Source organism: Okeania sp. SIO2C2 (assembly GCF_010692625.1).
In the GTDB taxonomy this organism is placed as follows: domain Bacteria; phylum Cyanobacteriota; class Cyanobacteriia; order Cyanobacteriales; family Microcoleaceae; genus Okeania; species Okeania hirsuta.
On record NZ_JAAHGM010000040.1, the window covers coordinates 21,024 to 44,365 of the forward strand.

General features: G+C 35.8%; 20 protein-coding genes, 1 other RNA gene and 2 pseudogenes. 10 read left to right on the forward strand and 13 right to left on the reverse strand.

Annotated features, from left to right (window positions below; translation table 11 throughout):
- Nucleotides 1-16 precede the first annotated feature (16 nt).
- The 3 genes from F6K18_RS25085 to F6K18_RS25095 form a co-directional block, all read right to left on the reverse strand.
- Nucleotides 17-211, reverse strand: a complete 195-nt coding sequence (locus tag F6K18_RS25085; RefSeq protein WP_287525036.1) for a hypothetical protein — start codon at nucleotides 209-211, stop codon at nucleotides 17-19.
- A gap of 758 nt (nucleotides 212-969) precedes the next feature.
- On the reverse strand, nucleotides 970-1,098 hold the full coding sequence (locus F6K18_RS25090) for a hypothetical protein (protein WP_287279520.1): 129 nt from the start codon (nucleotides 1,096-1,098) through the stop codon (nucleotides 970-972).
- A 163-nt stretch (nucleotides 1,099-1,261) separates the two neighbouring features.
- On the reverse strand, nucleotides 1,262-1,993 hold the full coding sequence (locus F6K18_RS25095; protein ID WP_124143577.1) for a VWA domain-containing protein: 732 nt from the start codon (nucleotides 1,991-1,993) through the stop codon (nucleotides 1,262-1,264).
- 923 nt (nucleotides 1,994-2,916) lie between these two features.
- Here F6K18_RS25095 and F6K18_RS25100 point away from each other — a divergent pair.
- Together F6K18_RS25100 and F6K18_RS25105 are read left to right on the forward strand one after the other, a co-directional pair.
- The gene (locus tag F6K18_RS25100; RefSeq protein WP_287525037.1) at nucleotides 2,917-3,096 is read left to right on the forward strand and encodes a hypothetical protein; all 180 of its coding nucleotides are present in this window, start codon (nucleotides 2,917-2,919) and stop codon (nucleotides 3,094-3,096) included.
- Between the two features lie 27 nt (nucleotides 3,097-3,123).
- Nucleotides 3,124-3,549, forward strand: a complete 426-nt coding sequence (locus tag F6K18_RS25105; RefSeq protein ID WP_287525068.1) for a Uma2 family endonuclease — start codon at nucleotides 3,124-3,126, stop codon at nucleotides 3,547-3,549.
- A gap of 403 nt (nucleotides 3,550-3,952) precedes the next feature.
- On the opposite strand, the gene F6K18_RS25110 is transcribed toward F6K18_RS25105, so the two are convergent.
- Both F6K18_RS25110 and F6K18_RS25115 read right to left on the reverse strand, forming a co-directional pair.
- Complete coding sequence (locus F6K18_RS25110) at nucleotides 3,953-4,135, reverse strand: hypothetical protein (RefSeq protein WP_287525038.1); 183 nt, start codon at nucleotides 4,133-4,135, stop codon at nucleotides 3,953-3,955.
- A 199-nt stretch (nucleotides 4,136-4,334) separates the two neighbouring features.
- The gene (locus tag F6K18_RS25115) at nucleotides 4,335-5,699 is read right to left on the reverse strand and encodes a lipid-A-disaccharide synthase-related protein (RefSeq protein ID WP_287525039.1); all 1,365 of its coding nucleotides are present in this window, start codon (nucleotides 5,697-5,699) and stop codon (nucleotides 4,335-4,337) included.
- A 13-nt stretch (nucleotides 5,700-5,712) separates the two neighbouring features.
- Here F6K18_RS25115 and F6K18_RS25120 point away from each other — a divergent pair, with 13 nt between their 5' ends.
- On the forward strand, nucleotides 5,713-5,847 hold the full coding sequence (locus F6K18_RS25120) for a hypothetical protein (RefSeq protein WP_287525040.1): 135 nt from the start codon (nucleotides 5,713-5,715) through the stop codon (nucleotides 5,845-5,847).
- 676 nt (nucleotides 5,848-6,523) lie between these two features.
- The gene (locus F6K18_RS25125) at nucleotides 6,524-8,335 is read left to right on the forward strand and encodes a serine/threonine-protein kinase (RefSeq protein ID WP_287525041.1); all 1,812 of its coding nucleotides are present in this window, start codon (nucleotides 6,524-6,526) and stop codon (nucleotides 8,333-8,335) included.
- A 299-nt stretch (nucleotides 8,336-8,634) separates the two neighbouring features.
- On the opposite strand, the gene F6K18_RS25130 is transcribed toward F6K18_RS25125, so the two are convergent.
- Complete coding sequence (locus F6K18_RS25130; RefSeq protein ID WP_287525042.1) at nucleotides 8,635-8,775, reverse strand: hypothetical protein; 141 nt, start codon at nucleotides 8,773-8,775, stop codon at nucleotides 8,635-8,637.
- Nucleotides 8,776-8,811: 36 nt separating this feature from the next.
- On the opposite strand from F6K18_RS25130, the gene ssrA reads away from it, so the two are divergent.
- Nucleotides 8,812-9,206, forward strand: a transfer-messenger RNA (tmRNA) gene (gene ssrA, locus F6K18_RS25135).
- A 412-nt stretch (nucleotides 9,207-9,618) separates the two neighbouring features.
- Here the strand turns inward: ssrA and F6K18_RS25140 are convergent.
- Nucleotides 9,619-10,441, reverse strand: a pseudogene (locus tag F6K18_RS25140) (IS5 family transposase).
- 135 nt (nucleotides 10,442-10,576) lie between these two features.
- A complete protein-coding gene (locus F6K18_RS25145; protein ID WP_287525043.1) occupies nucleotides 10,577-10,804 on the reverse strand; it encodes a hypothetical protein in 228 nt (75 codons plus the stop codon).
- A 293-nt stretch (nucleotides 10,805-11,097) separates the two neighbouring features.
- Here F6K18_RS25145 and F6K18_RS25150 point away from each other — a divergent pair.
- From F6K18_RS25150 to F6K18_RS25165, 4 genes and pseudogenes are all read left to right on the forward strand, one after another.
- Nucleotides 11,098-11,206, forward strand: a pseudogene (locus F6K18_RS25150) (IS200/IS605 family transposase); the annotation flags it as partial.
- An 803-nt stretch (nucleotides 11,207-12,009) separates the two neighbouring features.
- Complete coding sequence (bchD, locus tag F6K18_RS25155; RefSeq protein WP_287525044.1) at nucleotides 12,010-14,034, forward strand: magnesium chelatase ATPase subunit D; 2,025 nt, start codon at nucleotides 12,010-12,012, stop codon at nucleotides 14,032-14,034.
- A gap of 812 nt (nucleotides 14,035-14,846) precedes the next feature.
- A complete protein-coding gene (locus F6K18_RS25160; protein ID WP_287525045.1) occupies nucleotides 14,847-15,200 on the forward strand; it encodes a PleD family two-component system response regulator in 354 nt (117 codons plus the stop codon).
- A gap of 466 nt (nucleotides 15,201-15,666) precedes the next feature.
- Complete coding sequence (locus F6K18_RS25165; protein ID WP_287525046.1) at nucleotides 15,667-17,160, forward strand: M48 family metallopeptidase; 1,494 nt, start codon at nucleotides 15,667-15,669, stop codon at nucleotides 17,158-17,160.
- Nucleotides 17,161-17,795: 635 nt separating this feature from the next.
- Here F6K18_RS25165 and F6K18_RS25170 read toward each other — a convergent pair.
- From F6K18_RS25170 to F6K18_RS25185, 4 genes are all read right to left on the reverse strand, one after another.
- The gene (locus F6K18_RS25170) at nucleotides 17,796-18,194 is read right to left on the reverse strand and encodes a nuclear transport factor 2 family protein (protein ID WP_287525047.1); all 399 of its coding nucleotides are present in this window, start codon (nucleotides 18,192-18,194) and stop codon (nucleotides 17,796-17,798) included.
- 847 nt (nucleotides 18,195-19,041) lie between these two features.
- A complete protein-coding gene (locus F6K18_RS25175; RefSeq protein WP_287525048.1) occupies nucleotides 19,042-19,551 on the reverse strand; it encodes an NINE protein in 510 nt (169 codons plus the stop codon).
- Between the two features lie 209 nt (nucleotides 19,552-19,760).
- Entirely contained in the window at nucleotides 19,761-20,846 is a 1,086-nt protein-coding gene (locus tag F6K18_RS25180) for an alpha-hydroxy acid oxidase (protein ID WP_287525049.1), read from the reverse strand.
- 478 nt (nucleotides 20,847-21,324) lie between these two features.
- The gene (locus F6K18_RS25185; RefSeq protein ID WP_287525050.1) at nucleotides 21,325-21,513 is read right to left on the reverse strand and encodes a hypothetical protein; all 189 of its coding nucleotides are present in this window, start codon (nucleotides 21,511-21,513) and stop codon (nucleotides 21,325-21,327) included.
- Nucleotides 21,514-21,779: 266 nt separating this feature from the next.
- Between F6K18_RS25185 and F6K18_RS25190 the strand changes: the two genes are divergently transcribed.
- Nucleotides 21,780-22,196, forward strand: coding sequence for a CoA-binding protein (locus tag F6K18_RS25190; protein ID WP_287525051.1), 417 nt, complete (start codon nucleotides 21,780-21,782; stop codon nucleotides 22,194-22,196).
- Between the two features lie 107 nt (nucleotides 22,197-22,303).
- Here the strand turns inward: F6K18_RS25190 and F6K18_RS25195 are convergent, their stop codons facing one another.
- Nucleotides 22,304-23,029: a hypothetical protein gene (locus F6K18_RS25195; RefSeq protein WP_287525052.1), complete on the reverse strand. Its 726-nt coding sequence runs from the start codon at nucleotides 23,027-23,029 to the stop codon at nucleotides 22,304-22,306.
- Nucleotides 23,030-23,342: the final 313 nt, after the last annotated feature.

Here is a 23,342-nt window from a genome sequence, read left to right on the forward strand (position 1 = left end):
AACACCCACATCATCATTATTTTTGCTCAGGATGGTTTATTTTATCTGTCTGAGATGGCTTTGTAGTGTTCTGCTCCGTTTTAGTAGGTTGACTAGATTTCATTAAACCAGAACTATGCCACAGAAAACTGACAATCATTATTTTAGTTAATGCATTCAACTGCTCTAACTTTTCTTTGTTCATTGGTTGATTGATATAATTAGCTTGCATGAATTTTGAGCCAATATTTATTCTTTACAAAAATCAACAAATCTTTCAATAGATATGCTGATAAATCCGGTCAGGGTAATTACTTAATTTAGAAAATTGATTATGGAGCGATCGGCTTTAGTACCATAGAATTACAAATAAGTATTTCAGCACACTTTGACATAATTAATTAACTACTACATTCTGCTTCAGTCTTAATACATGAAATTTCGGATTAGAATAAAATTGACAATTCTATTTTTCCGTATTTTTACTGAAATAACTGTGATTTATATTCTTGATTTAATGTGACTTATAGTATATATACTATGTGATTTAAAACACAATATAAATTTTATCTAAAAGGTAAGAAATGTATAAATTAATATCAAATTAACTCAGCAATTTATAGCAATCCTCTTCATATTGAGTTTTGTAGAAAATATTCACAGCATTATATAGGAATCAGGAATGATTTATGAGATATTTAATAACAATTAATACCAATAAAAATCCTTTTATATTCTGACTCCTGACTCCTAATTAATACTAAAATATTACAACTGAAATATGATTGCTATAGTATGAGATAATAGGGTTAAAAATTTCATAATTTCATCTATAAATTTAGAATTTTTTACAAATATTGCACAAATTTATAAATATCAGAATAAATAAGTAATGAGTAGTCAGTATTTAGGAGAAAGTCAATTCAGTTAACCTACTGCCGGAGGAACTTTCCTATGGGAATCCTGCGTAAACGTTAACAATTAGCCTCTTTACAGAGGAACTACGTTATCAGTACCTCCTGCAATAGGGAAGCGAGAAGATGCAGAATTTTCTTTCTCTTGGTTGATTGGATATGGCGAGGAGACCCGTTCTTGCAGACCCGCTCCGCTAACGACCACTTTTTATCCCCTTAAAAGGGCAGGGTTTAAACCAAAATTTTCAGTAAAGAAGAAAAGTACTCTAACTTAGATTGTGGTGATCAAACATCTTCGCACTATCAATAGTGAGGAATTAAATTCAGAAATATCTTCCTGATTCCTGATTCCTGATTCCTTCTTAATATTAAGAAGCAAAATATTTACCATATAAACTTGGATATCTTTCTTTTATCCAACCACCTAATCCTTTTCTTGGATCTCCCTCAAGTTGACGTTCAAGAGCAGCAATAATACCCTCATCCATTACCTCATCTATTAAATCAAAAATAAAGATATTACAATCTTCTCCTCGTCTAGATTGAAATTTATTAGCATTCAAATCAATTCCTAAATAAAAATCTATTGCTCCCTCTGTCTCAATATCACTACCTACACCAATCATTAAAATTTTAATCTCATCTTGACTATTGATATTAGAACAAGTTTTTCCAATAACATTAATAAATTCTTTACTATCATCAATTTGACCATCAGTATAGATAATTATAAAAGCACCTTTATCATCAGTTCTATTAGAAAACCACTGAGATACTGCCTCATTTAAAGTAGGAGCAATATAAGTAGAACCACCAGGTCTATTTTCTTTAAAAGCAGCTTGTACTTGGGCAGCATCTCTAAGGTAAATAGTTTTAGTCGGTTGTTGATTTCGATTGAAAAAATATAAAGTTACCTCATCACAAATTATTCCATAATCATCATCTTGCTCTGACAGAATTTCAAATACATGACCTTGTACAGTTTCTTGAAGATATTGCCAACGATTTTTGTTTCCTGTAGTAGCATCAGATATTGTCATGGAACCACTACGGTCTATTAAAATAAAAACATCGCGATTGTAAATTTGTGGAATTGGCATATTTTTATCCTTTGGTAAGATTAATTCAGCAGGTTTTTGATAACTTATATTTTTGCAGATATATCTACATATTTCTAATATTTTACCAAACTTTGCTACTATAAAAGATATCAGTAAATTAATTTATTTCATCCTACGTTCATTAAAATTAACAAAACTCAAAAAGGTAGTAAAAATCATCACCGTTGTTGAGAAAAGCATCATAAAAAAAAGGAAAAGTCTTTAATTTTTTTGACTCTAGTAATATAATATCCGGTTGAATATTTACATAAGTTTTCGAGTTTTGGAGGTACAAAGTTTTATGCTTTTAGGGAACAGATCAAACTGGATCTGAGAGCTGGGAATGAATAAGAATTATGGACTAATCTTAAACTGTACTTCACTATCCTAAAATTTGCTGTATAGCAGTCGTCATTACTGTATTTGACATATCAAAAGCTTAAAATTCAGACAATGAAGATTTTTCCTTCTTCCTTCTGCTATATCATAATCTATTAGGAGAGAGTTGGAAGAATAAAAAGGATATTTGCTCTGGGAAAAAAGAGAGGTTTTTCGTTCGACTGCTATGCTATAGGCTAATTAAGTATAGCAATACTTTTGAGAATTGGTATTAGTCCCGTTAAACAGACTTGATATACAATTTTTACTATGGTTTTATATTAGACATCTCCAAAAATTAAAAATCAAAGCAATTCTGATCTATAAATTGTCAATTATTTATTCCTGTTCCCTGTTCCCTCTTTTCTGGAGATGTCTATTAAGATCAACATTTTCTTTCGTATACATCTGTACTATTATTGATAATAAAAAATAGAAATTATCATTAAAACTATAGTGCTATACTAAATATCTAAATATAATGTGAATAGCTATAAGGATGGGTTAAGTTATAAACATTTAAGTTAAGTAAGAGGTTATTTGTAATGACATCCTCCACTGCAGCAGAAGTTATTTATCCAAAGAGTGACGGTTTACCTTTTGCTGATCACACAATTCAATTCCGTTTGATTACTACTATTGTTGGGGGTATTGCTGGTATGTATAAAGACAACCCCAATGTGTTTGTTGTCGGAGACTTATTCTGGTATCCCAAACAAAAATAACCTTGGGTAAAACAAACTGCTGATGTGATGGTAGTTTTCGCTCTTCCTCAAGAAGATAGACGTTCCTATAAACAGTGGGAAGAAGATAATATTTCACCACAAGTTGTGTTTGAAATTGTTTCTCCTAGGAAAAGTATTACTGAACTGGAAGTAGCAAAACTAGAGTTATATTCAGAATATAAGGCGCAACAGTATTATGTTTATGACCCAGACACAGGGAGATTAAAAGGATGGTTGTGTCGAGGAGAAGTTCTCACTCCCATAGAAGTCATGGAAGGTTGGATAAGTCCTCGAATCGGAATTCGCTTTGAAAAAGAGGGTAGGGAATTACAAATTTATCCACCCGATGGAGAACGTTTTGCCACTTATGTAGAAATTCTCGAACAAAAGGAGCAAGCAAGACAAAACGCCGAACGAGAAAGACAAATAGACATAGGCGTGAAAAAGATATAGACTTTTTGCACATAGCAGGCAATAGGCAACAGCTCCGGAAAGCAACAGGGAATAGATTTTTAGGAAAAGGTACGAAAAATGATTTAGGGAATTGACTTTTACAACTCTAGCTGATGTTAAATAAAGGGTAAGTTTATTTTCACCAGATGTCTAATAGCTCAACAAGAAAGACAAAACGCTGAAGGAGAGGCAAATGCACGTCAACAAGCTCAACAAGAACGGAACTTAATTGCTCAACAGCAACAAGAAGCTATTCCTCGGTTATTGAGCATGGGTTTAACTACCAAACAAGTTGCAGATGCTCTTTCTTTACCTTTAGCGGTAGTAGAGAAATTCAGAAATTTGGAGATTTAGTTAATTTCAAAAAAATTTTTTACTCTTCTGCTGCCAAGGGTTAGTAATATCATGTCCGGATCAGATCGCGATAAGACTCCGTTCCGCGCTCCGCGTTTTCGGTGCGGAATGCTACCCTTGACCTGTCGCGTAGCGTTAATGTGCGTTGTGCGCCAGCTAAACAAAAAAATTTCTCCTTTTTCTCCTCTTCTTTCTTGCTTCTTTCTTCCCTCCTGACTCCTGACTCCCTCATCGTTTTATTTATAAGTATTCAACCGGACATGATATATAGCAATGTGCGCTGACATATCCACAAATTGCAGGAACTGTCCAATAGCTAAAAGTCTTATATTATTTCTTCGGAATGCTCCGCAAACAGCTTTTTATTCTCCCTGTTGCCTGTTGCCTGTTGCCTGTTGCCTGTTGCCTGCGCGCAGCGCTATAACTTTTGCCTACATCCATTTCAACCCCATTAAAAAATCAGCAATTCTCTGATCTGCACCCGGTTTACCCATTCTCTGAATCCCATTTTTAGCAATTAATTGTAGTCGGTCTGGATCGTTCAACAGAGACTTAACCGCATCTGCAACTTCTCTGGGATGCTTGACCAAAGTCACAGAAATTCCTAAAAGACGACTTTGAGCTTCCGCAAAAGTAGATGTAAATTGAGGGCCATTGCCAGGAATAGCGATCGCTGGTTTCCCCAGACCAACAAACTGTTCCGTAGCAGTACCTGCCATAGCAATAGCTAAATTTCCCCGATGCACAAATTCTGGAAAAGCTTGTCGGTCTAAAATCAGACTAGCATTTTTATTCTGAGAAGTTAATTTCACAGGAAACTGAATACTTCCCTCTCCAGAAAAAAAGGTTGGTACAGGACGATCAACTGGCAGTTGTAAAATACTGTTCTGAGTATTAGTTCTAATCTCTCGTTCAGTCTGCCAATGATAAGAATTGAGGAGTGTAATAAAAGGTTCTAAGCTTAAGTTAGGAGCGATCGCCCCCAGAAACAAAAATTTTTGCCGTGGAAAAGTTTCTACTAACCCTACAACAGCTTGAATAATAATTTCCCAATTCGCATAAGCTTCTGGAGAACGAGACCCAGGTAATAAAGTAATCGTAACTTGATGCTGCATTCCTAGTATTTCTGCATCAGAGCGATACATTGACAGCAGAGAATTTTCCAACTCTACACCATCCATCATTGGGTTTCCCACATAATAAGCTCGAATTGACTTTTTTCTGAGTATTTGTGCTGTTAGATCGTCTCTAGTAAGTACCGCTCTACACTTACTCCTACTCATTAACCAACATTCCCAAGGAAAGTAAACCGAACCTGACCAATGCTGAAAACTTTCTACCCAAGACTTGGACGGAAGTTTCCCAGTTTCATCTCGGATCAAATATTCTGATTTAGCAGTTCCTAAAAAAGCATAAGGTGCTCCACTCAACCAAGCAAATAATAAAGGTACAATATCACCAACTGCAAAGATAACTACTTGATGACCTAATTTAGTTTCGGAACTTACCCAATATTTTAATGCCTTGAGTTGAGTAAAGGTCATTTTTAATAAACCACCTTTGACATCTTGCCATAACTGTTGCCCATCCATATAGATAAATCCACCAGAAGGCATTCTTTGTCGGGGACCAATAATTGAGAGACGAGGTATTTTGGTATAAGCGTATCCTTCTCCAACTATAGGCAAGGCAGCAAGACTAGGAGGAAGAGGATATTTTTGTAATTCTTGTAAAATTTGAACTGCGATCGCGTCTTCCCCATGACCATTACTAAGGCAAAGTATCTTCAAAGTCATAGTTGCTGAATTAGTGTATGATATTAATCTTAATTTTTTAGGAGTCAGGAGTCAGGAGTCAGGAGTCAGGAGGGAAGAAATAAGAAGAAAGAGTAGTAGAAGAGAAAGTTTTTTGTTCGCGCTCTTATCTAGTGGTTTATTTCATTAATTTTGATGGGTAAGTGAATTCTCCAAATTATGAAAAATAAGTCATTGTGGCAATTTGCAACCCTTTAGAACTAATGAAATGGACTACTAAACATGATATCATACCTCAAATCACCAACGCCCAAAATTAAAACTAATAGTTCGTAATTGAAACACCCTGAGAGGCATTGCACAGTGACGAATGATTTGAGATTTTTGATGAACAAGATTTTGGATTAATCAATTGCTATAATAATTAATATTAGATTAATATTAGGTTTTTTTTAGTCAAAGTCTAAACTATTTTTTGGCAATATCATTCCATAATGTGCAACCCCCCCTGAGAAGTAGTAGAAGTTAGGATACTATTTAGCATATCTATTAGCATTCAGCAGAAGGAGTCATCTTCTCAGAAGTCAGGAGAAAATTCTGACTACTGTCTAAAGTTAAACTCCTGAATTTCACTAGCTTATAGTTTCAGATAGACAGGACTTACACATGAGGTAGGAAAAATTAGGATTTGAGATGGCTTTTTTATCGATCACAATGACGAGAATACGTTGCAGGTGCGTAAGTCTTGATAGATAAACCACATACTCGCGTACCACAACCCTCCTCAGGATGTTCCATGGAATGTCCCTACTTAAAATAAAAACTACTGTAATTCACTAAGATCTAGAGAAATTGGGAAATAAATAATGAATATATTGAGAAACTTACAAGGGGATAAATATACATTAGAACAAGAATTAGGAAGGGGGGGTTTTGGTATTACTATCAAAGCTACTCATAATTATTTAGGACAACCCGTAGTTATTAAGACTCTCAATGAGTCTCTACGTCAACATCCCAACTTTGAGGAATTTCAAAGGAAGTTTCAGGATGAGGCCAGAAGACTCGCTTTGTGTGTCCACCCTAATATTGTCAGAGTCAGTGATTTTTTTGTGGAAGATGGTCAACCTTACATGGTGATGGACTATATTCCGGGTACAACTTTGGCAGAAGTTATATATAGTGGACAACCTCTACCAGAGGCGATCGCCGTGCATTATATTCGTCAAGTAGGAAATGCTTTGATGGTGGTGCATCAAAATAACTTACTCCACCGAGATGTTAAACCCCAAAATATTATGCTACGTCAGGGTACTAAGGATGTCATCTTAATTGACTTTGGTATTGCGCGGGAATTTATTGCTGGTAAAACTCAGGTTCACACTAATTTGGTTTCTGATGGTTATGCTCCTCCAGAACAGTATTTTGTTCAAGGAAAACGTACCGCAGCAACAGATGTATATGGTTTAGCTGCAACTCTCTATACTTTATTAACAGCACGACTGCCAATAGCAGCAATGAACAGAGCGCAACAAGAAATGCCTACTCCCAGAGAGTTACAGCCTCAACTTAGTGGTACTGTTAATCAAGCAGTGCTAAAAGGTATGGCAATGGATATTCAATACCGACCTGCAACTGTGGAGGAATGGCTAAAAGATTTATCAAATTCTACCACAACTGATTTACATTCAACTATCCAGGTTGTACCTCAACAGCATCCAGCTCATAATGTGGGAAATGGAAAAATTGCTACTACAAATATTCCTCCTATACAAAGACCTAAAGGAATATTGATGTGGGGTATACTCGGATCGATCGCTACCCTAACAGTAGGAACATTAGCAGCAATAGTGTTAAATTCTCAGCCCCCTGAGACACCACCTATCGTTCAAACTCCTACACCATCTCCCACCGTTAGACCATCAGATATTGCTCAAACTCCTATATCAAAACCAATTGTAACTCCTACACCATCTCCACAACCTAATGATATGGAGCAATTGCCCAATTTTACTCCTACCCCATCACCATCACCATCACCATCTCCTGTTCCTGCTATAGTCAGACCGACCCCTACTCCTTCACCTCCAGTAGAAAAACCTACACCTATACCACCTACGGTTGAGCCAACTCCAACTTTAACTCTAACTCCAGCTCCAACTCCGGTTCAACCTCCCCAAGATTCAGTTCCTGACATACCTATAGATTTAATACTGCCAGATAATATTCCTTCCGATCCTATTGATAATTCTACTATTAGGGATCGGTTGCCGATTATTCGTGGCTTACCCCCAGGCACATTAGAAAGTAAAGTAATAGAATTATTGGGAAAACCTACAACAGTTAAAGAGCGTGGCTATTGGCCTAATACTAGGGCTGTAATTTATGATTTACTTCCTAATCAAATTACTTTAGGCTATATATATGATCGAGATTCTCGTCGCTTAAGACAAACTGAGTTGTCTGTAGCAGATGGTGTAGATGGCCTAATGGTAAGAACCGCTTTCATTAGTATGTTGAATTGGAAAATTACTCCAGAAATTAAGCAAGGATTACAGGATGTGCGAAACCGTAAAATTAATCGCTATGAGTTTAAAACAGGTAATCTCGAAGGTTTAATTGAGCGTAGTAGGAATGATCTTGTCTATATCGGTGTTTGGGAAGATGATTTACATTAAGAGGGAGTAGGGAGTAGGGAGTAGGGAGTAGGGAGTAGGGGAGATTGAAGTAATTATTAGAAATCTCCAAAAATCAAAAATAAAATCAATTATTATCTATACATTATCAATTATTCTCCCCTGTTCCCTGTTTCCTGTTCCCTCTTTTCTAGAGATGTCTATTGATTATAAACCAATACAGTTGAGTTAAGGATTTTTTTGGGCAGTTCTGTAATCTCAAAAGCTTATCTAATGGTTCCATACCTTATGAGTTTTGGTCTTATCTGTTTGCGCAGCATTCCGTAGGAAACCGTATTGGATTATAAACACAACATATTATATAACCGGATTCTATATGACTCCTGCCTTCTGCCTTCTGCCTTCTGCCTTCTGCTTTCTGCCACTCCTGACTTCTGACTCCTAACTCCTGACTCCTGACTTCTAAATTCAACAGTTGTCAAAATTCAAATAAATGTGTAAGATAAAAAGAATAACACGGGGCATTAACGGTTTCGACAGGGTGGTGAAATCTACTTTGTGATTCAGGTCGAGAGTGAGTCTTCTCTCGCAAATCCCGGGCTCAAAAAATAATAAGTGCAAACAACATTGTACCTTTTGCTCGTAAGCAAGTAGCTGTAGCTTAATTGCGAAAATACCTCTTATAGGTTCGAGCGTCTGTGGTTTGACTCCGTTAAGGATTGCAGACTTAACCCCAACGGATGCACTAGTAAACTGCCTCTGGTCAGCTACTGGTTAAGACCTTACTAGAGAATCCCGCCATCCGGGATAATGGATGGTCCCAGCTCTGAGGGTTAACAAGAGCTAAACCTGTGAATGAGCGAAGAGTAAATAGCCATTTTGGACATGGGTTCAACTCCCATATGCTCCATTAAATAATTAAAAATAACCATCGTACTAAAGCCGTTTTTTGCTTTTTGAGCATAGAGCGGTTTTTTTAGCCAACCAATCAAGAATAGTATTTGATCTCAAGGTTGGTTGAAGACCCGCACTCTCCTGAAGGCGGGAGCGGAGGGATGGGAAAACCAATCAATGTTGCGGTTTTCACAGATTGTGTGCTATAGTAAATTAATAGACTTATTGCAAAAATATACTGTGCTGTAGTATATTTCTATTTTTTAGTCTAAGTTTGCTTGATAAGATATCCAGAATTTATCAATTTTTTTGAATAATTAATAACAGGCGATCGCCACAAACCAAAATCATTAAAAATCGCCAAAATAAATAAGTTCAGCTAATGATTAAAAGTCCAATTTACTAGATATTTAATAAATTAAAATTCAAACTTAATTAGCTAAATCATAATTATAAATACCAGCTATTAAGTTCACTCTTAGTCCAAATCTTTTACCACGATTTCGGTAAGGATAAGAGAGAATTTTCAAGATTTTTAGTCGTCTATTAATATGTTCTACTATAATTCTTAATTGATTCAGTTGCCGATTATATTTTTTCTATTATGAAAGTTAACTTCTTCCCTTTCTTTTTCTTGAGTGGTGTTTGACTTAATTGATAAATTTTACCTATTCCTTGATCGCCTTTATCAGCGATAACTTTAATTAAATTCCCAAATTTAACGCCACTATTTTTAAATAGTTTAAAATCATGAATTATACCTTTTCCATTGACTAAACATAAGATTTTTTCATTTTTTTGTTGAATTACTAATCGTGTTTTTAGTGTATGTTATCTTTGTTTTCCACTGTAAAACTGTTTTTGCCGTTTTTTAGGTCTTTCAATTTTACTTTCCATGACATCCATCACTACCAGTTCTTCTTCAGAATGAGTTTGCCATAATTCTTTTTTTTCCAGGCAGTCGAAATTGACGAGATTTAATTAAGATATTTTCAATTTTATGAACAATACGACAGACATTAGATTCAGACATTTTCCATTCCAATCCAATATGATAATAAGTTCTATATTCTCTCAAATATTGAAGAGTCATTAAAATTTGGTCTTCAACTATTAATTTTGGCTTTTGTCCTGATTTCTTTTTTTCTTTTTCTTGAGTTTTTACAGTACTAACCATTACTCTAAAAGTTTTTTTACCCCTGTCAAACGCTTAAATTCTGTTGATGGTAACTTTTTGGATTGCCAATATTTCACGATTAAATTAATTTAATTTGCTAAATAATTGTCTTTAATAATTATACAATAAGTTTTCATTGATATAAATCTCCCCTAATACGCTTTCCTGATGGTTCCCAGTTATCGGGTTTTTCACCATATTTTGGGAGAACATCATTGTCTAAAAATGATGATTGCCAGGTATAGGACTCCTGATTGTTCTACAAATTGCAACCCATATAAGTTGCAAAGTTGCTCGATTCTTTCTTTGAGTCTAGGAGTAGGAATTTGTACAAACTTTTGATTGGTTTTAGTTCCCAATTCAATTGACTCTTTTTGCTCTTTATTCCAACCAAAAACGACTGTAGCAATTTCATGTTTAAGACAATGATTAATCACCAATCTTGCTGTTTTGTTAACAGCATTACCTATCTGACGATTACGTTTTTCAGTAATTTTAGCTAAACGTTTAGACCAAAAACCTTGTGGTTTCTTTTCTTTTAAAGTAGCTAATAGTCAAAGCTTTAAAAGGCAGGTCTTCTCGATTGTTGCGACAAGAGTTTCCTGAATTATCATTTTCTTTGTGGGTTTAATACCCCACCGTCAACGGGGGTGTTCACGCATTACTTGGGGGAGCGAATCCCCATGTAATTTTCCTCCTGTCTCCTGTCTCCTGTCTCCTGTCTCCTTCTTCAAGCAAGCTGCCTAGTTTATGGACTCACAGCTATTTTTATAATACTACAGGAAAAGTCAGCATCGCCGTTGATTTTGGAATACATCAACGACACTCATCAGGGGGGTTGAAACCGCCTTTCGTTTTTCCACCCCGCGCCTAAATTGACGGCGTTACCAAACTCTCGAACTTCCTCCGTGTTCGTCAATCCTATCTAGACTGACTAACTCCTCAAAAAAAAACTACTGACTACTTAAAAATTAGGGGATATGTAGCAAAAACTTTATTATCTTTTTTTTTGAGTTTAATACTCCGCTGTCTACACGGTGTTTACAATTGGTTGGGGTTTGAGTACCCATCTATTTTTTCTTCTTTTCTCCTTCTTCAATAGCTAATCTAAAAAATAAAAGCCCCTTGGTCAACATTGACAAAGGGACAAATAACTATCAGGGTGCATCTACTAAACGTAGTATAACACCCGCAAGGGGTAAACCCCACTATTTGAGTAATTAAAAAAAAATATCATAAATTAAACAAAGTATAAGTTTCATTAAACTAAGCACCCATATCTATCATACATAAAAAAAAAAGCCCCTTTGTCAAAATTGACAAAGGGACAGATAACTATCAGGGTGCATCTACTAAACGTAGTATAACCTTTTTAAGGGGTGAAACCCCTCACTTCAATATTTTTATTACTTATGCTACATATAAATATTAATAATATTAGTTAAAAGTTATTTTGCAGTAGTAAAAAAATCAAATGTACAACTATATATTTGAATTAAAGTGTAACTTTAAAATAAGAATATATATAAGGATTGGCATTTGAAGCGATAATCCTCCGCATCGCTACCGCGATCGCCAACCTCGATCGAAAAATATGTCCCATTATTTTGATATCCTAAAAACCAAGAGTAAAACTATTTAAACTATGCCTGTAGTAAACCCTCCCGCCATCATCAACTTTCCTCTAGCTGCCGTAGTCGGACAAGAAGCAATCAAACTAGCCCTATTGTTAACCGCTGTTGATCCAGGATTAGGAGGAGTTGCCATTGCTGGCCGTCGTGGTACTGCCAAATCGGTAATGGCCAGAGCGCTACATTCACTCCTGCCTCCTATTGAAATTGTTCAAGATTCCATTAGTAACTGTAATCCTAACTATCCCGAAGAATGGGACGACCAACTATTAGAGCAGTATGCCGACCCCACATCAGTAGAAATTCCTACTGAAGTTATACCTGCACCTTTTATTCAAGTCCCTCTAGGAGTAACAGAGGACCGGTTATTGGGTTCGGTAGATGTAGAAAAATCAGTCAAACAGGGAGAAACAGTTTTTCAACCAGGATTATTAGCATCAGCTCACCGGGGAGTATTATATGTAGACGAAATTAATCTGCTGGACGACAATATTGCCAACTTATTACTCACAGTATTAACAGAAGGGAGAAATCAAATAGAGCGGGAAGGTATTAGTTTTCAACATCCTTGTAAACCTCTATTTATCGCTACCTATAATCCAGAAGAAGGGCCACTACGAGAACATTTGCTAGATAGAATAGCGATCGCCCTCTCAGCAGATATGGTTTTAGATTTAGACCAACGAGTGGAGGCAGTAGAACAAGCTTTAGCTTATGCAAAATCTCCCCAAGCTTTTCTCGAACAATACGCAGAAGATATAGATAATCTCAAAACTCAGATTCTTTTAGCCAGGGAATGGATAAAAGATGTCACCATTACTAACGAACAAATCCAATATTTAGTAGAAGAAGCAATTCGTGGAGGCGTACAAGGACATAGGGCAGAACTTTTTGCCGTGCGAGTAGCCAAAGCATCAGCAGCACTGGATGGAAGGACAACAATTAATGCTGATGACTTGCGTCGGGCCGTGGAGTTAGTTATTGTGCCACGAGCAACAATAGTGCCAACCCCTCCAGAAGAGGAACAACAACCGCCACCTCCACCACCACCCCCACCAGAAGACCAGTCTCAAGATGAGCAAGAGGAGGATGAGGATGAGGATGAGGAAAACCCGGAACCTCCAGAGGAAGAAGAGGCAAGTATTCCTGAAGAATTTTTGTTTGATCCAGAGGGAGTGGTGCTGGATGATAGCGTGCTAATGTTTGCCCAAACAGCAAACCGTCAAGGTAAGTCTGGTAGTCGGAGTGTTATTTTTTCTGAAGACCGGGGACGTTATGTGAAGCCAATGTTGCCCAAGGGTAAGGTGAGGCGTATTGCGGTTGATGCGACTTTGCGAGCTGCTGCTCCTTATCAGAAGTCTCGTCGCGAACGTCAGCCAAATCGTAAAGTGATTGTGGAACCCATTGATATGCGGGCAAAGCGTTTGGCAAGAAAGGCAGGTGCTTTGGTGGTGTTTGTGGTTGATGCTTCGGGTTCGATGGCGTTAAATAGGATGCAGTCGGCGAAGGGAGCGGTGATGCAGTTGTTGACGGAGGCTTATCAGAGTCGTGACCAAGTGTCGTTGATTCCTTTTCGGGGGGAACAAGCGGAGGTGTTGTTACCGCCTACTCGTTCGATAACTACAGCACGACGACGTTTGGAGAAGATGCCTTGTGGTGGTGGTTCGCCTTTGGCGCATGGTTTGACTCAAGCGGTAAGAGTGGGTGTGAATGCTAAACAGTCTGGTGATGTTGGACAGGTGGTAATTGTGGCTATTACGGATGGACGGGGTAATATTCCGTTGGCGCGTTCGTTGGGTGAACCGATATTGGATGATGAGAAACCGAATATTAAGGAGGAGTTGTTGGAAATTGCTGCTAAAGTTCGGGGTTTGGGGATTCAGTTGTTGATGATTGATACTGAGAATAAGTTTGTTTCGACTGGGTTTGCCAAGGAGTTGGCGAAGCAAGCGGGGGGTAAGTATTATCATTTACCTAAGGCGACAGATCAAGCGATCGCGGCTATGACTCAGAATGCTCTCAAGGATGCTATTGGTTGAAAGGGAGTAGGGAGTTTGGGGAGATGGGGAGATAGGGAGATGGGGGCAAATTTCAACCTTTTTCCCGTATTTGATCACACACCCTATCTTTAACTTTTGTTGACAAAAAGCCTCTTAATTTTACTCCTGATGAATAGACATCTCCAGAAAAGAGAGAGTAGGGAGTAGGGAGTAGGGAGCAGGGAGAAAGAATTGATGAATAAGAGTGGGATAATTGATTTGACTTTTTATTATCATTTTCTTTGTGGGTTTAATACCCCACCGTCAACGGGGGTGTTCACGCATTACTTGGGGGAGCGTAGACGCGGAGCGGCAGGTCGTTGACTATCCCTATGTAATTTTCCTCCTGTCTCCTGTCTCCTGTCTCCTGTCTCCTTCTTCAATGGAGATGTCTAATTTCACTTCTAATATCAAGTCTCATTAATTAGCCATAATAAATTAGCTATCTCTAGTCATCTGAAATAAGCAGAAAAAAGTTCAGGAATAATTTAATTATTGTGGTTATCTAACTAATATCATGTTCGGACGGGTCAGTTATAAATAAAATTTAAGGACTGACAGTACCGACGGTATCAAATGAATACTGAAATTGTCTTTACTTTTCTCCAATATTTCCTCTTTTTCTCCAATATTTCCTCCTGACTCCTGACTCGGTCCTCCTGAGGACTCACAACATTTATTTATAAGTATTCAACCGTTAGCGTAGATCCCCCGGAGGGGGAACATGATATAAGCCTTTTACTGAGAAAACAGTTTTAGAAACAATCAATAATATTTTCAACAGATATGTGAAGTTCAAAACTATTCTAATAGTGGATAATTCTATTACTGTTCGTCAACTTTTGAGTATGACTTTTATCAAAGCTGGCTATCAGGTAGAAGTAGCAAAAGATGGGTTAGAAGTTTGGAAGAAATTGCAAAATAATTTACACGTTGACTTGATTTCATTAAATATAGAAATGCCGAGTATGAATGGTCAAGAGTTAGCTTGGAAAATTAGAAAAGATTCTAAGTTACAAAATTTACCAATAGTTTTTATGACTTCTCGTGGTACATCCAGAATGGGTGTAGCAATTGAACAATTAGTTAAAAATTGTGCTTATATGACAAAACCTTATGTTGAAGAAAAGGTCTTAGAAACTGTAAAAAGTTTATTGAAAAAATAGCCAGTATTGATTGAAGAAGTAGTCAGGAGTCAGGAGGGAAGAAGAAGAAGAAGGAAGTTTTTTATCACTAATTAAACGGACATAATATTATTCCTAATTTACCATCTTCCCACTCCTTATTTCCTATTCTCTGTTATCGCAGTCGCCATTACTGTATTTGACAGATCAAAAGCTTAAAACTCAGACAAAACAAGATTTTTCCTGATTCCTTCTCTCCTAGATAACTAAAGCCTTCTTAGTTCTTGCTTCTTACTTCTCTCCTAGATAACTAAAGCCTTCTTCCTTCTGCTATATAGACAAAATTCTTTACTCATATCAAATCCGTTTAATTGGACATAAAAAATTCTCGAATCGTCATAACTATACTCATCTTTGTGATTCTCTTTCCTCCTGACTCCTGAGGACTGACTCCTAAAGACTTAACCAATCTATAACTGTTTAACCAGATTTAATATCAAATAAAACTATGAAAATTTTTATAAATTATTTCACAATTATAATTAGCTTATTTTCCCTGCAAAACTTAGCTTTAGCAGAAACAAATACTCTAGAAAATCAACCTCAAAAACCTCCGTCAGCAAAAATATTTCCTACTAATTTTCGGCCAGAAACACCAGAACAAAAATTAGCTGAAGCAGACCGACTTTATTTATCAGGAGAAAAAACAGTAGCTGAAAAACTTTACCGAGAAGTAAAAGAACCATTTTCTGAAGATATTGAAGCTAAAATTAATCGCCCTAAACCAATTTATGAACCTAGAGAATTACCAGTAACAGCTCAAGTTTATTGGCGGCAAGCACAAGAAGGATTAGCTAAAAATCTAGAGACTCAAATATTTATAGCTTTAAAATTATTAGTCAAAGAATATCCTGAATTTATTCCAGCTCATATTAAACTTGCAGAAGTATTAAAAGCTGATGAACAAACAGAATTATCCTTAGAAATATTACATCAAGCAGCGAGTTTATATCCCAACGAACCGGAATTAATGAAAGCTCAAATTACTGCCCTAGCAAATGAAGAAAAATGGTTAGAAGCAACTTTATCTGCTCAACAATTTGCTTTAATGAATCCCGAACATTCCCAAGTAGATGAATTTAATCAATTAGCAGAAACCTATAGAAAAAAATTTCAGTCTCAGCTCAAATCAAAATTAAGAGGAAATACAATTGCTAATGTTGTTACTGGCGCTTTAGGAGTAGCTCTTACTGGTAATCCATTTGCTGCTATGAATGCAGTTCAAACAACAGCATTAATGCTTCGAGGAGAATCAAAAATTGGCAAGAGTTTAGCAAAATCTGCAACTAAAAGTTTACCTATGGTTGAAGATGAAACAATTCTTGAATATATCGATACTATTGGGCAAAAACTTGCAAAAATGACTGGTAGAGACGAGTTTGAATATCAGTTTTATATAATAAATGATGAAAATCTTAATGCTTTTGCTTTACCTGGCGGGCAAATATTTATTAATTTAGGAGCAATAGTTAAGACAAATTCTGAAGCAGAATTAGCAGGTTTACTTGCTCACGAACTAGCTCATACTGTATTATCTCATGGATTTCAGTTAATGTCTGAAGGTAATTTAATTAGTAGCGTTACTCAATATATTCCTTATGCTGGTGGTGTAGTTAGTAATTTAATTGTACTTAACTATAGTCGAGAAATGGAACGTCAAGCAGATGTATTAGGAACGCGAATTTTAGTATCAGCAGATTATGCAGCAGATGGGGTAAGAAATTTGATGAAGACTCTGAATGAAGACACAGAAGATAGAGGTATTATTGCTTGGTTATCTACTCACCCAGAGACCGCAGAAAGGGTACGTTATTTAGAGGAGTTAATTGTTAATAGTGGTTATAATCGTTATGCTTATGAAGGAGTAGTATATCATGCCAAAATTAAGGCAAAAGCTAAAGCATTATTAGTAGAAAAGAAAAAGGATTTTTCAGAAATTTAGATAGGAGACTTCTTGCAGAAGTCAGGGAATAGGGGGATGAAATTGTTGATTTCATATCTTTATTTTGAATTGATTTAATTAAAACTTTTGCAAGAGGTCTAGGGAATAGGGAATAGGGAATAGTAAAATTTCTGGTAGTCCTGCTCCTGTAATACCAATTTGATAAATGTTTGCTACAAATAGTTAGGCTATTTCTTAGGAGTAAACCCACCCCTCGCCCCTCCCCCTCCCAGGAGGGGAAGTTTTGTAATATTCTTTTTTTCAAAATGGTATTATCCGTAAATTATCAATCATATCAAATCCGTTTAATTGGACATCAAAAAAATCTTCAATCGTCATAACTACCCTCATCTTTGTAATTCTTTCTCCTCCTGACTCCTGTCTCCTGTCTCCTGACTCCTGATTCCTCCTAACTTAACCATTCTATGGCTGTTTAACCGGATTTGATATCATTTCTCTCTGTTTCCTGCTCCCTATTCCCCCTTTTTCTGGAGATATTTATATATAGCAAAGAATGGGTTGGTTAGGACATAGACTGGTAATAAACTGTAAGACAGGGAAATATTTTTCCCACTATTGCCTATTGCCTGTTCCCTGTTCCCTATTCCCTATTCCCTATTCCCTGCTATAGCTAATTAATTCGACTTACCATCACTACCTAAATATTCTCGGTAGGAACAAATTTTATCCCCTCTCACATCAAAAGAAACTGCTACTCGATTTTTATAAGCTTTTCCCCACATCGGACCTTCATCCCGAAATTCAAATACTACTGTTGTTTTGTTGCTAGTAATATTGTCTAAAGAAGTAATTAAAAGTCCTTCACTATAAGCTTCAGAAACATACTGAAAAAATTCTCTAGCGCGGTCTTTTCCTTCATTTAAACCATGAAATTTTCCTACGGGAAACCAAAAGGTAAAGTCATCAGTAAGCATATCTAAGAATGCTTCCCATTCTCCAGTTGCTAAACCATGAGTAAATTTATCAAAAGCTTTTTTAGCAACGGTAATTGTGTTTATCTCTGTTTGAGTCATTGTGAATTTTTACAACAATTATATTTTTATACAATAAAAATATCTTGGAAACAGGCAATTAGACAATTTATCAAATATACTTTATTTGATTTTTGTCCTGTAAAAAGTTGCCTTCTTTTTTACAAATTCATTTATAAATGCTATATCTTCTTACACATAACAAATCTCCTTATACCAATTCCTGACAATAATACTATAGCAATCCTATTTCAATTGTAATATTTCTGTGGTAGTGAGGAGTCAGGAGTTAGAATTTTCAAGGTTTTTCGTCAATCTTAACTATTATAAAAATTCTCACAAATCATTTAGGATTGCTATATACCTATAATGCTATACTTATTGAACACTTCAGTTATTAAGTAATAAGTCAGGTTAAGTAATATTTTTAGCAATTATTTCTATGAAGTAAAGATATACAGCAGATTGCAGATATATAAGGTACAAATATTAATGATAATGTCTTTGTAGTGCGGGCATTTTGCCCGCGACTGGTGTACATCATTAATATGAAACACGCTGTATTATTCATTTTTACCGAGAAATTGTGGTCTAAAGCTTCCCCTTTAAAGGAGAAACAAGCGGTCGTTAGCGCAGCTTTCCGTAGGGTGGGATGGCGATCTTCGGAGCGGGTCTGTAAGAACGGGTCTCCTCGCTGTCCTCCAATCGACCAAGAGAGAAAAAATTTTCTTTTGAGTTAATCCTCTTCTTTTCAAGGAGAGGTAATAATTAATAATTAATAATTAATAATTAATTATTGAACTGCTTCCTATCCCCTTATTTATAAATATTCAAGGGAATATCATATTAAAGTTTGAGGAAAGAAACTCAACGTACACAATCTAAATTTTTAAAATACTTTATAAATAACAGCTCCTGTTTCGGGGTGATTTTCCATTTCTAATAAACCCTCTTTATATAAAGTTTTTAACAGTTCTTTCATTTCTGATACTGTTTTATTTGTAGCAATGATACAATCTGCTATTGAAATTCCATCTGGATTTTCCTTGGCTAGTTGGAGAATAATTTGTGTATCTGATTTTGGGGGATTAGTCTCTAACATTCTCACTATTTGTTCTTGAGGAAAATAATTATATATATCCCCAGAATCTAATTGTTTCTTGAAATTTTTGAGATTTTTCTGTTCTACCATTCCAGGAATAAAGAAGACATCAAAAAATTGACCAATTCCGAATAAACCGAAAGTAGCTAACCATAAACTACCAGTTACATATTTCCCCAAATACAATCTATGTAATCCGCAAATACCTAAGAAACTAGAACACCATAAAAGGTAAGCCATACCTGTATTTTTAGTTTCATATACTTTGGGATTATTAATAGTTTTAGATTTGTTCATTTTTTTACTCACCATCTAAATAAAAAACCTTATATGAACTTTATATCTAACTCAATGATACTATTCTTACAGTATAGAAAACTTCACCCAATTAGATGAATTAACCTGAAATTTTTATCTTTTTCTTTTGGGTTTAATACCCCGCCGTCACTTGCGGTGTTTACAATTGGTTGGGGTTTGACTCCCCATCCACTTCTTCCTTCTTCAATTTAAATATAACGAACTAAACTAGAATCTATATTTTCGATCTTAGCACAGCCACTCAATGCCATTGCCACATCTAATTCATCGCGCAATAGCTCCAACAAATGCCACACTCCTGCTTCTCCATTCACTGCCAGTCCCCACAAAACCGGACGCCCAATTAAAACAGCTTTTGCCCCTAATGCTAATGCTTTGAGAATATCTGTACCCCTGCGTATACCTCCATCCATCAGTACATCAACTTGATGTCCCACTGCTGCAACTACTTCTGGGAGAGCATCAAGAGTGGCGATCGCTCCATCTAACTGCCGACCTCCATGATTAGAAACAATAATTCCTTTTGCCCCATGTTCTACAGCTCGAATAGCATCATCTTCCCGCAAAATTCCTTTAACTACTATAGGTAATGATGTCAATGACTGCAACCAGTCTATATCTCCCCAGCTAAGAGCTGGATCTAGTTGATTGGCAACATAAGCAAATAACCCAGACTCATCTTCTGTTTGAGGAATTTCTAAATTTGCCATCGACTTTAAATTAGCTAATTCCATGTCAGATGGTAAAGTAAACTTATTTCGGCGATCGCGTTCTCTTCTACCCAAAATTGGCGCATCAACTGTCAAGCATAATGCTTGATAACCTGCAGCTTCAGCTCTTTCTACTAAAGCACGAGTTAGACCGCGGTCGCGATGTACATAGAGTTGAAACCAAAAATTTTTTGGCACATTTGGAGCTAATGCCACATCTTCTAAACTTTTAGTGGACATGGTACTTAATACCATTATTGTTCCTAAATCTGCTGCTACTCTTGCTGTTGCTAATTCTCCTTCTGGATGTGCTAAACATTGAAAAGCCATAGGGGCAATTAAAATTGGCATTTTAATATGCTGTCCCAGGATTTTTGTAGTTAAATTTCGCTGGCTAACATTTACTAACATTCGAGGTCGTAATTTATATCGTTCATAAGCAGTACGGTTATCTTGCAAAGTAATTTCATCCCATGCGCCACTAGAATAATAATCTAGTGCCATTTGAGATAAATGTTGTGTTGCCAAAGATCCATACTCGAAGATATTAATTGGTTTGTTCATTATTGTTGGTAATTGGTAATAGACATCTGGTGAAAAAGATATAGACTTTTTGTAACAGTAGGGAATAGGGAATAGGGAACAGGGAACAGGGAACAGGGAAGATGTTTTTAGGAAAAAAATACGGAAAATTATTTTGTAAGTAACTTTTACAACCCTAGTTTATAGTAAATAAAGAGCAAGTTTCTTTTCTGGAGATGTCTAATGATTAAATGTTGAAGAAGGCAGCTATGCTGAAGGAAAAATTGCTTATGGATAGTCAACGACCGGCAACTCCGTGTCTGATAACCCTAAGCAATTTTAAGCTCCCTCGTTGACGGTGGGGTATTAAACCCGCAAAAAAAATGGTAATTTTCAACAGTTTAAATAGTGCTTATAGGTCTGATGCTGTAGAGGATAAAAAATTTGTCTAGCATCTAATTAAAAAAAAGGCGGTTTTGCAGAAATTTAACGCGAATACTCACTACTAAATTTCGTCATTTCAGTTATCAGTTAGCCTCCTATAATCTGAACTACATGATTCAGTACCTCTTGCTTCAACTAGAGGCTTTAAATCTAGAATATTCTCTTCTCTTGGTCGATTAGATATGGCGAGGAGACCTCGCCATCTCTCGACCGCTTTTTTTATACCCTTAAAATGGGAGATTATTGACCATAATTTTTCGGTCATAACTAATTATCAAAATATTATAAATTTTGGATAAAAAATTAATTTATATTATATAGCAATCAGGAATCAGATGTGAAAATTGAAGTGTTCCTTTCAAGTATAGAATATAGCAGTTATCTTAACTTCATATATATTCGTTTTTTTCTTCCCTGTTCCCTGTTCTCTGTTCCCTGTTCCCTAAAACTCTCCAATATCTCACAACTCAAATCATATTGCTATATCATAATATTGTCCTATTTAGAATATATTGCTTATTAAACAAAATCATGGTCAATTTGAATACTAACGATCATCTGAAGCGAGAGATACTAACAAATTCTCAAGTAATTGCTGTGGTGGGTCATTCTGATCAACCAATTCGTACTAGCTATCAAATTGCTAAATTTTTACGAGAGGTAGGTTATAAAGTTTATCCTGTTAATCCAGTAGTTAAAGAAATTGATGGTCAACCTAGTTATGCTGCTTTAACAGATATTCCTGAACCTGTAGATATTGTTAATGTCTTCCGCCGTTCTGAATATTTGCCAGAAATAGTAGACTCAGCGATCGCTATTCATGCCAAAACTATTTGGACTCAGCTAGATGTTAAAGATTGGCAGTCAGCAAATAAAGCATTAGATGCAGGTTTAAATTTAGCAATGGATGTTTGTATTAAGGTTGAGTATTTACGACTTCTTGGCTAATCATTTGCCGATCTTTATCTAGTGCAAGATGGCGGAAATAACTGACCAGTTACAAAATCCTCAAACAATTACAAATAAAAAATGATTGACTTTTAAATGCATGACTTTTAACTTCCGCGTAGCGGCACTAGTCTTTTACCCAGAAAAAGTAAAAATCCATAGGCAATTAAATTTTCACCAATTAGTTCAAAAAATTCTTCAAAAGCAATGCGAATTTTTTCAATAAAACTCATTAAAAAATCTTGTGTAAATAATAAACTGAGTAAAGGTTGAGCAATATCTTTAAAAATTTCAGCTCCAAATCCTCCAATGGCAAAAATCAACATTCCTAGTAATGCTAAAAAAGTTTCTCGACCATAGGAACGCCACAAGAATTTTAAGTCTGAATAAAAGAGAATCAAAGGCATAATAAAAAGAACTATATATATTTGCAGCCAACCACGTTCGCCCAACCAAGGAATCCAGTTTTTTAGTTGTAGATGAATTTTAAATACTTCATCAATAGCACCATAAATTAAGAGTATACCAAAGGTTAATTTAAACCAATGAGAAGGGGGAATTTGAGAATGCCATTCTTTGAAAAGTAATATTAAAGGTATCAATCCAATTATTAATAAATGTAATGCTTGTAAGAGAGAAGAAATAGTCATTTGACCGTTCATGTCAAATAGGGGGTAGGATTTACCACTAACTAAGATACTGCCAAGATAAATTAGAACTAATAAAAATTCAAAAATAATCAAGCCAACTAGCAGAAAATTTAGAGTTTTTTTGTATGGCGATATAGCTGTCGCTAGGCTACACCAACGCTGAAAATTGTTAAGGTTTATCATTATGATTAAACTGTTCAGTATTTCAACCATCAGTAGCCCATGTAGAATGCGTCAAATGTCCAATACATAAGTAGACAGTCTTCAACTAAATTTTCCCACCTATATATGAAATATAAAAAATAATGCTACGAATAATTTTCCTACTTAAAAGACTTTACCTAGAAATGTCGATTTGACTCAAAACAGAGCTTGACTGTAACTAAATTATATATAAGCTATTCCTACTGACTTCTGATTCCTGACTCCTGGAAACAGCCTAAATATTTGTAGCAAAAAATTTAGTATTTCATATAACGCTCCACATTTGTGTATA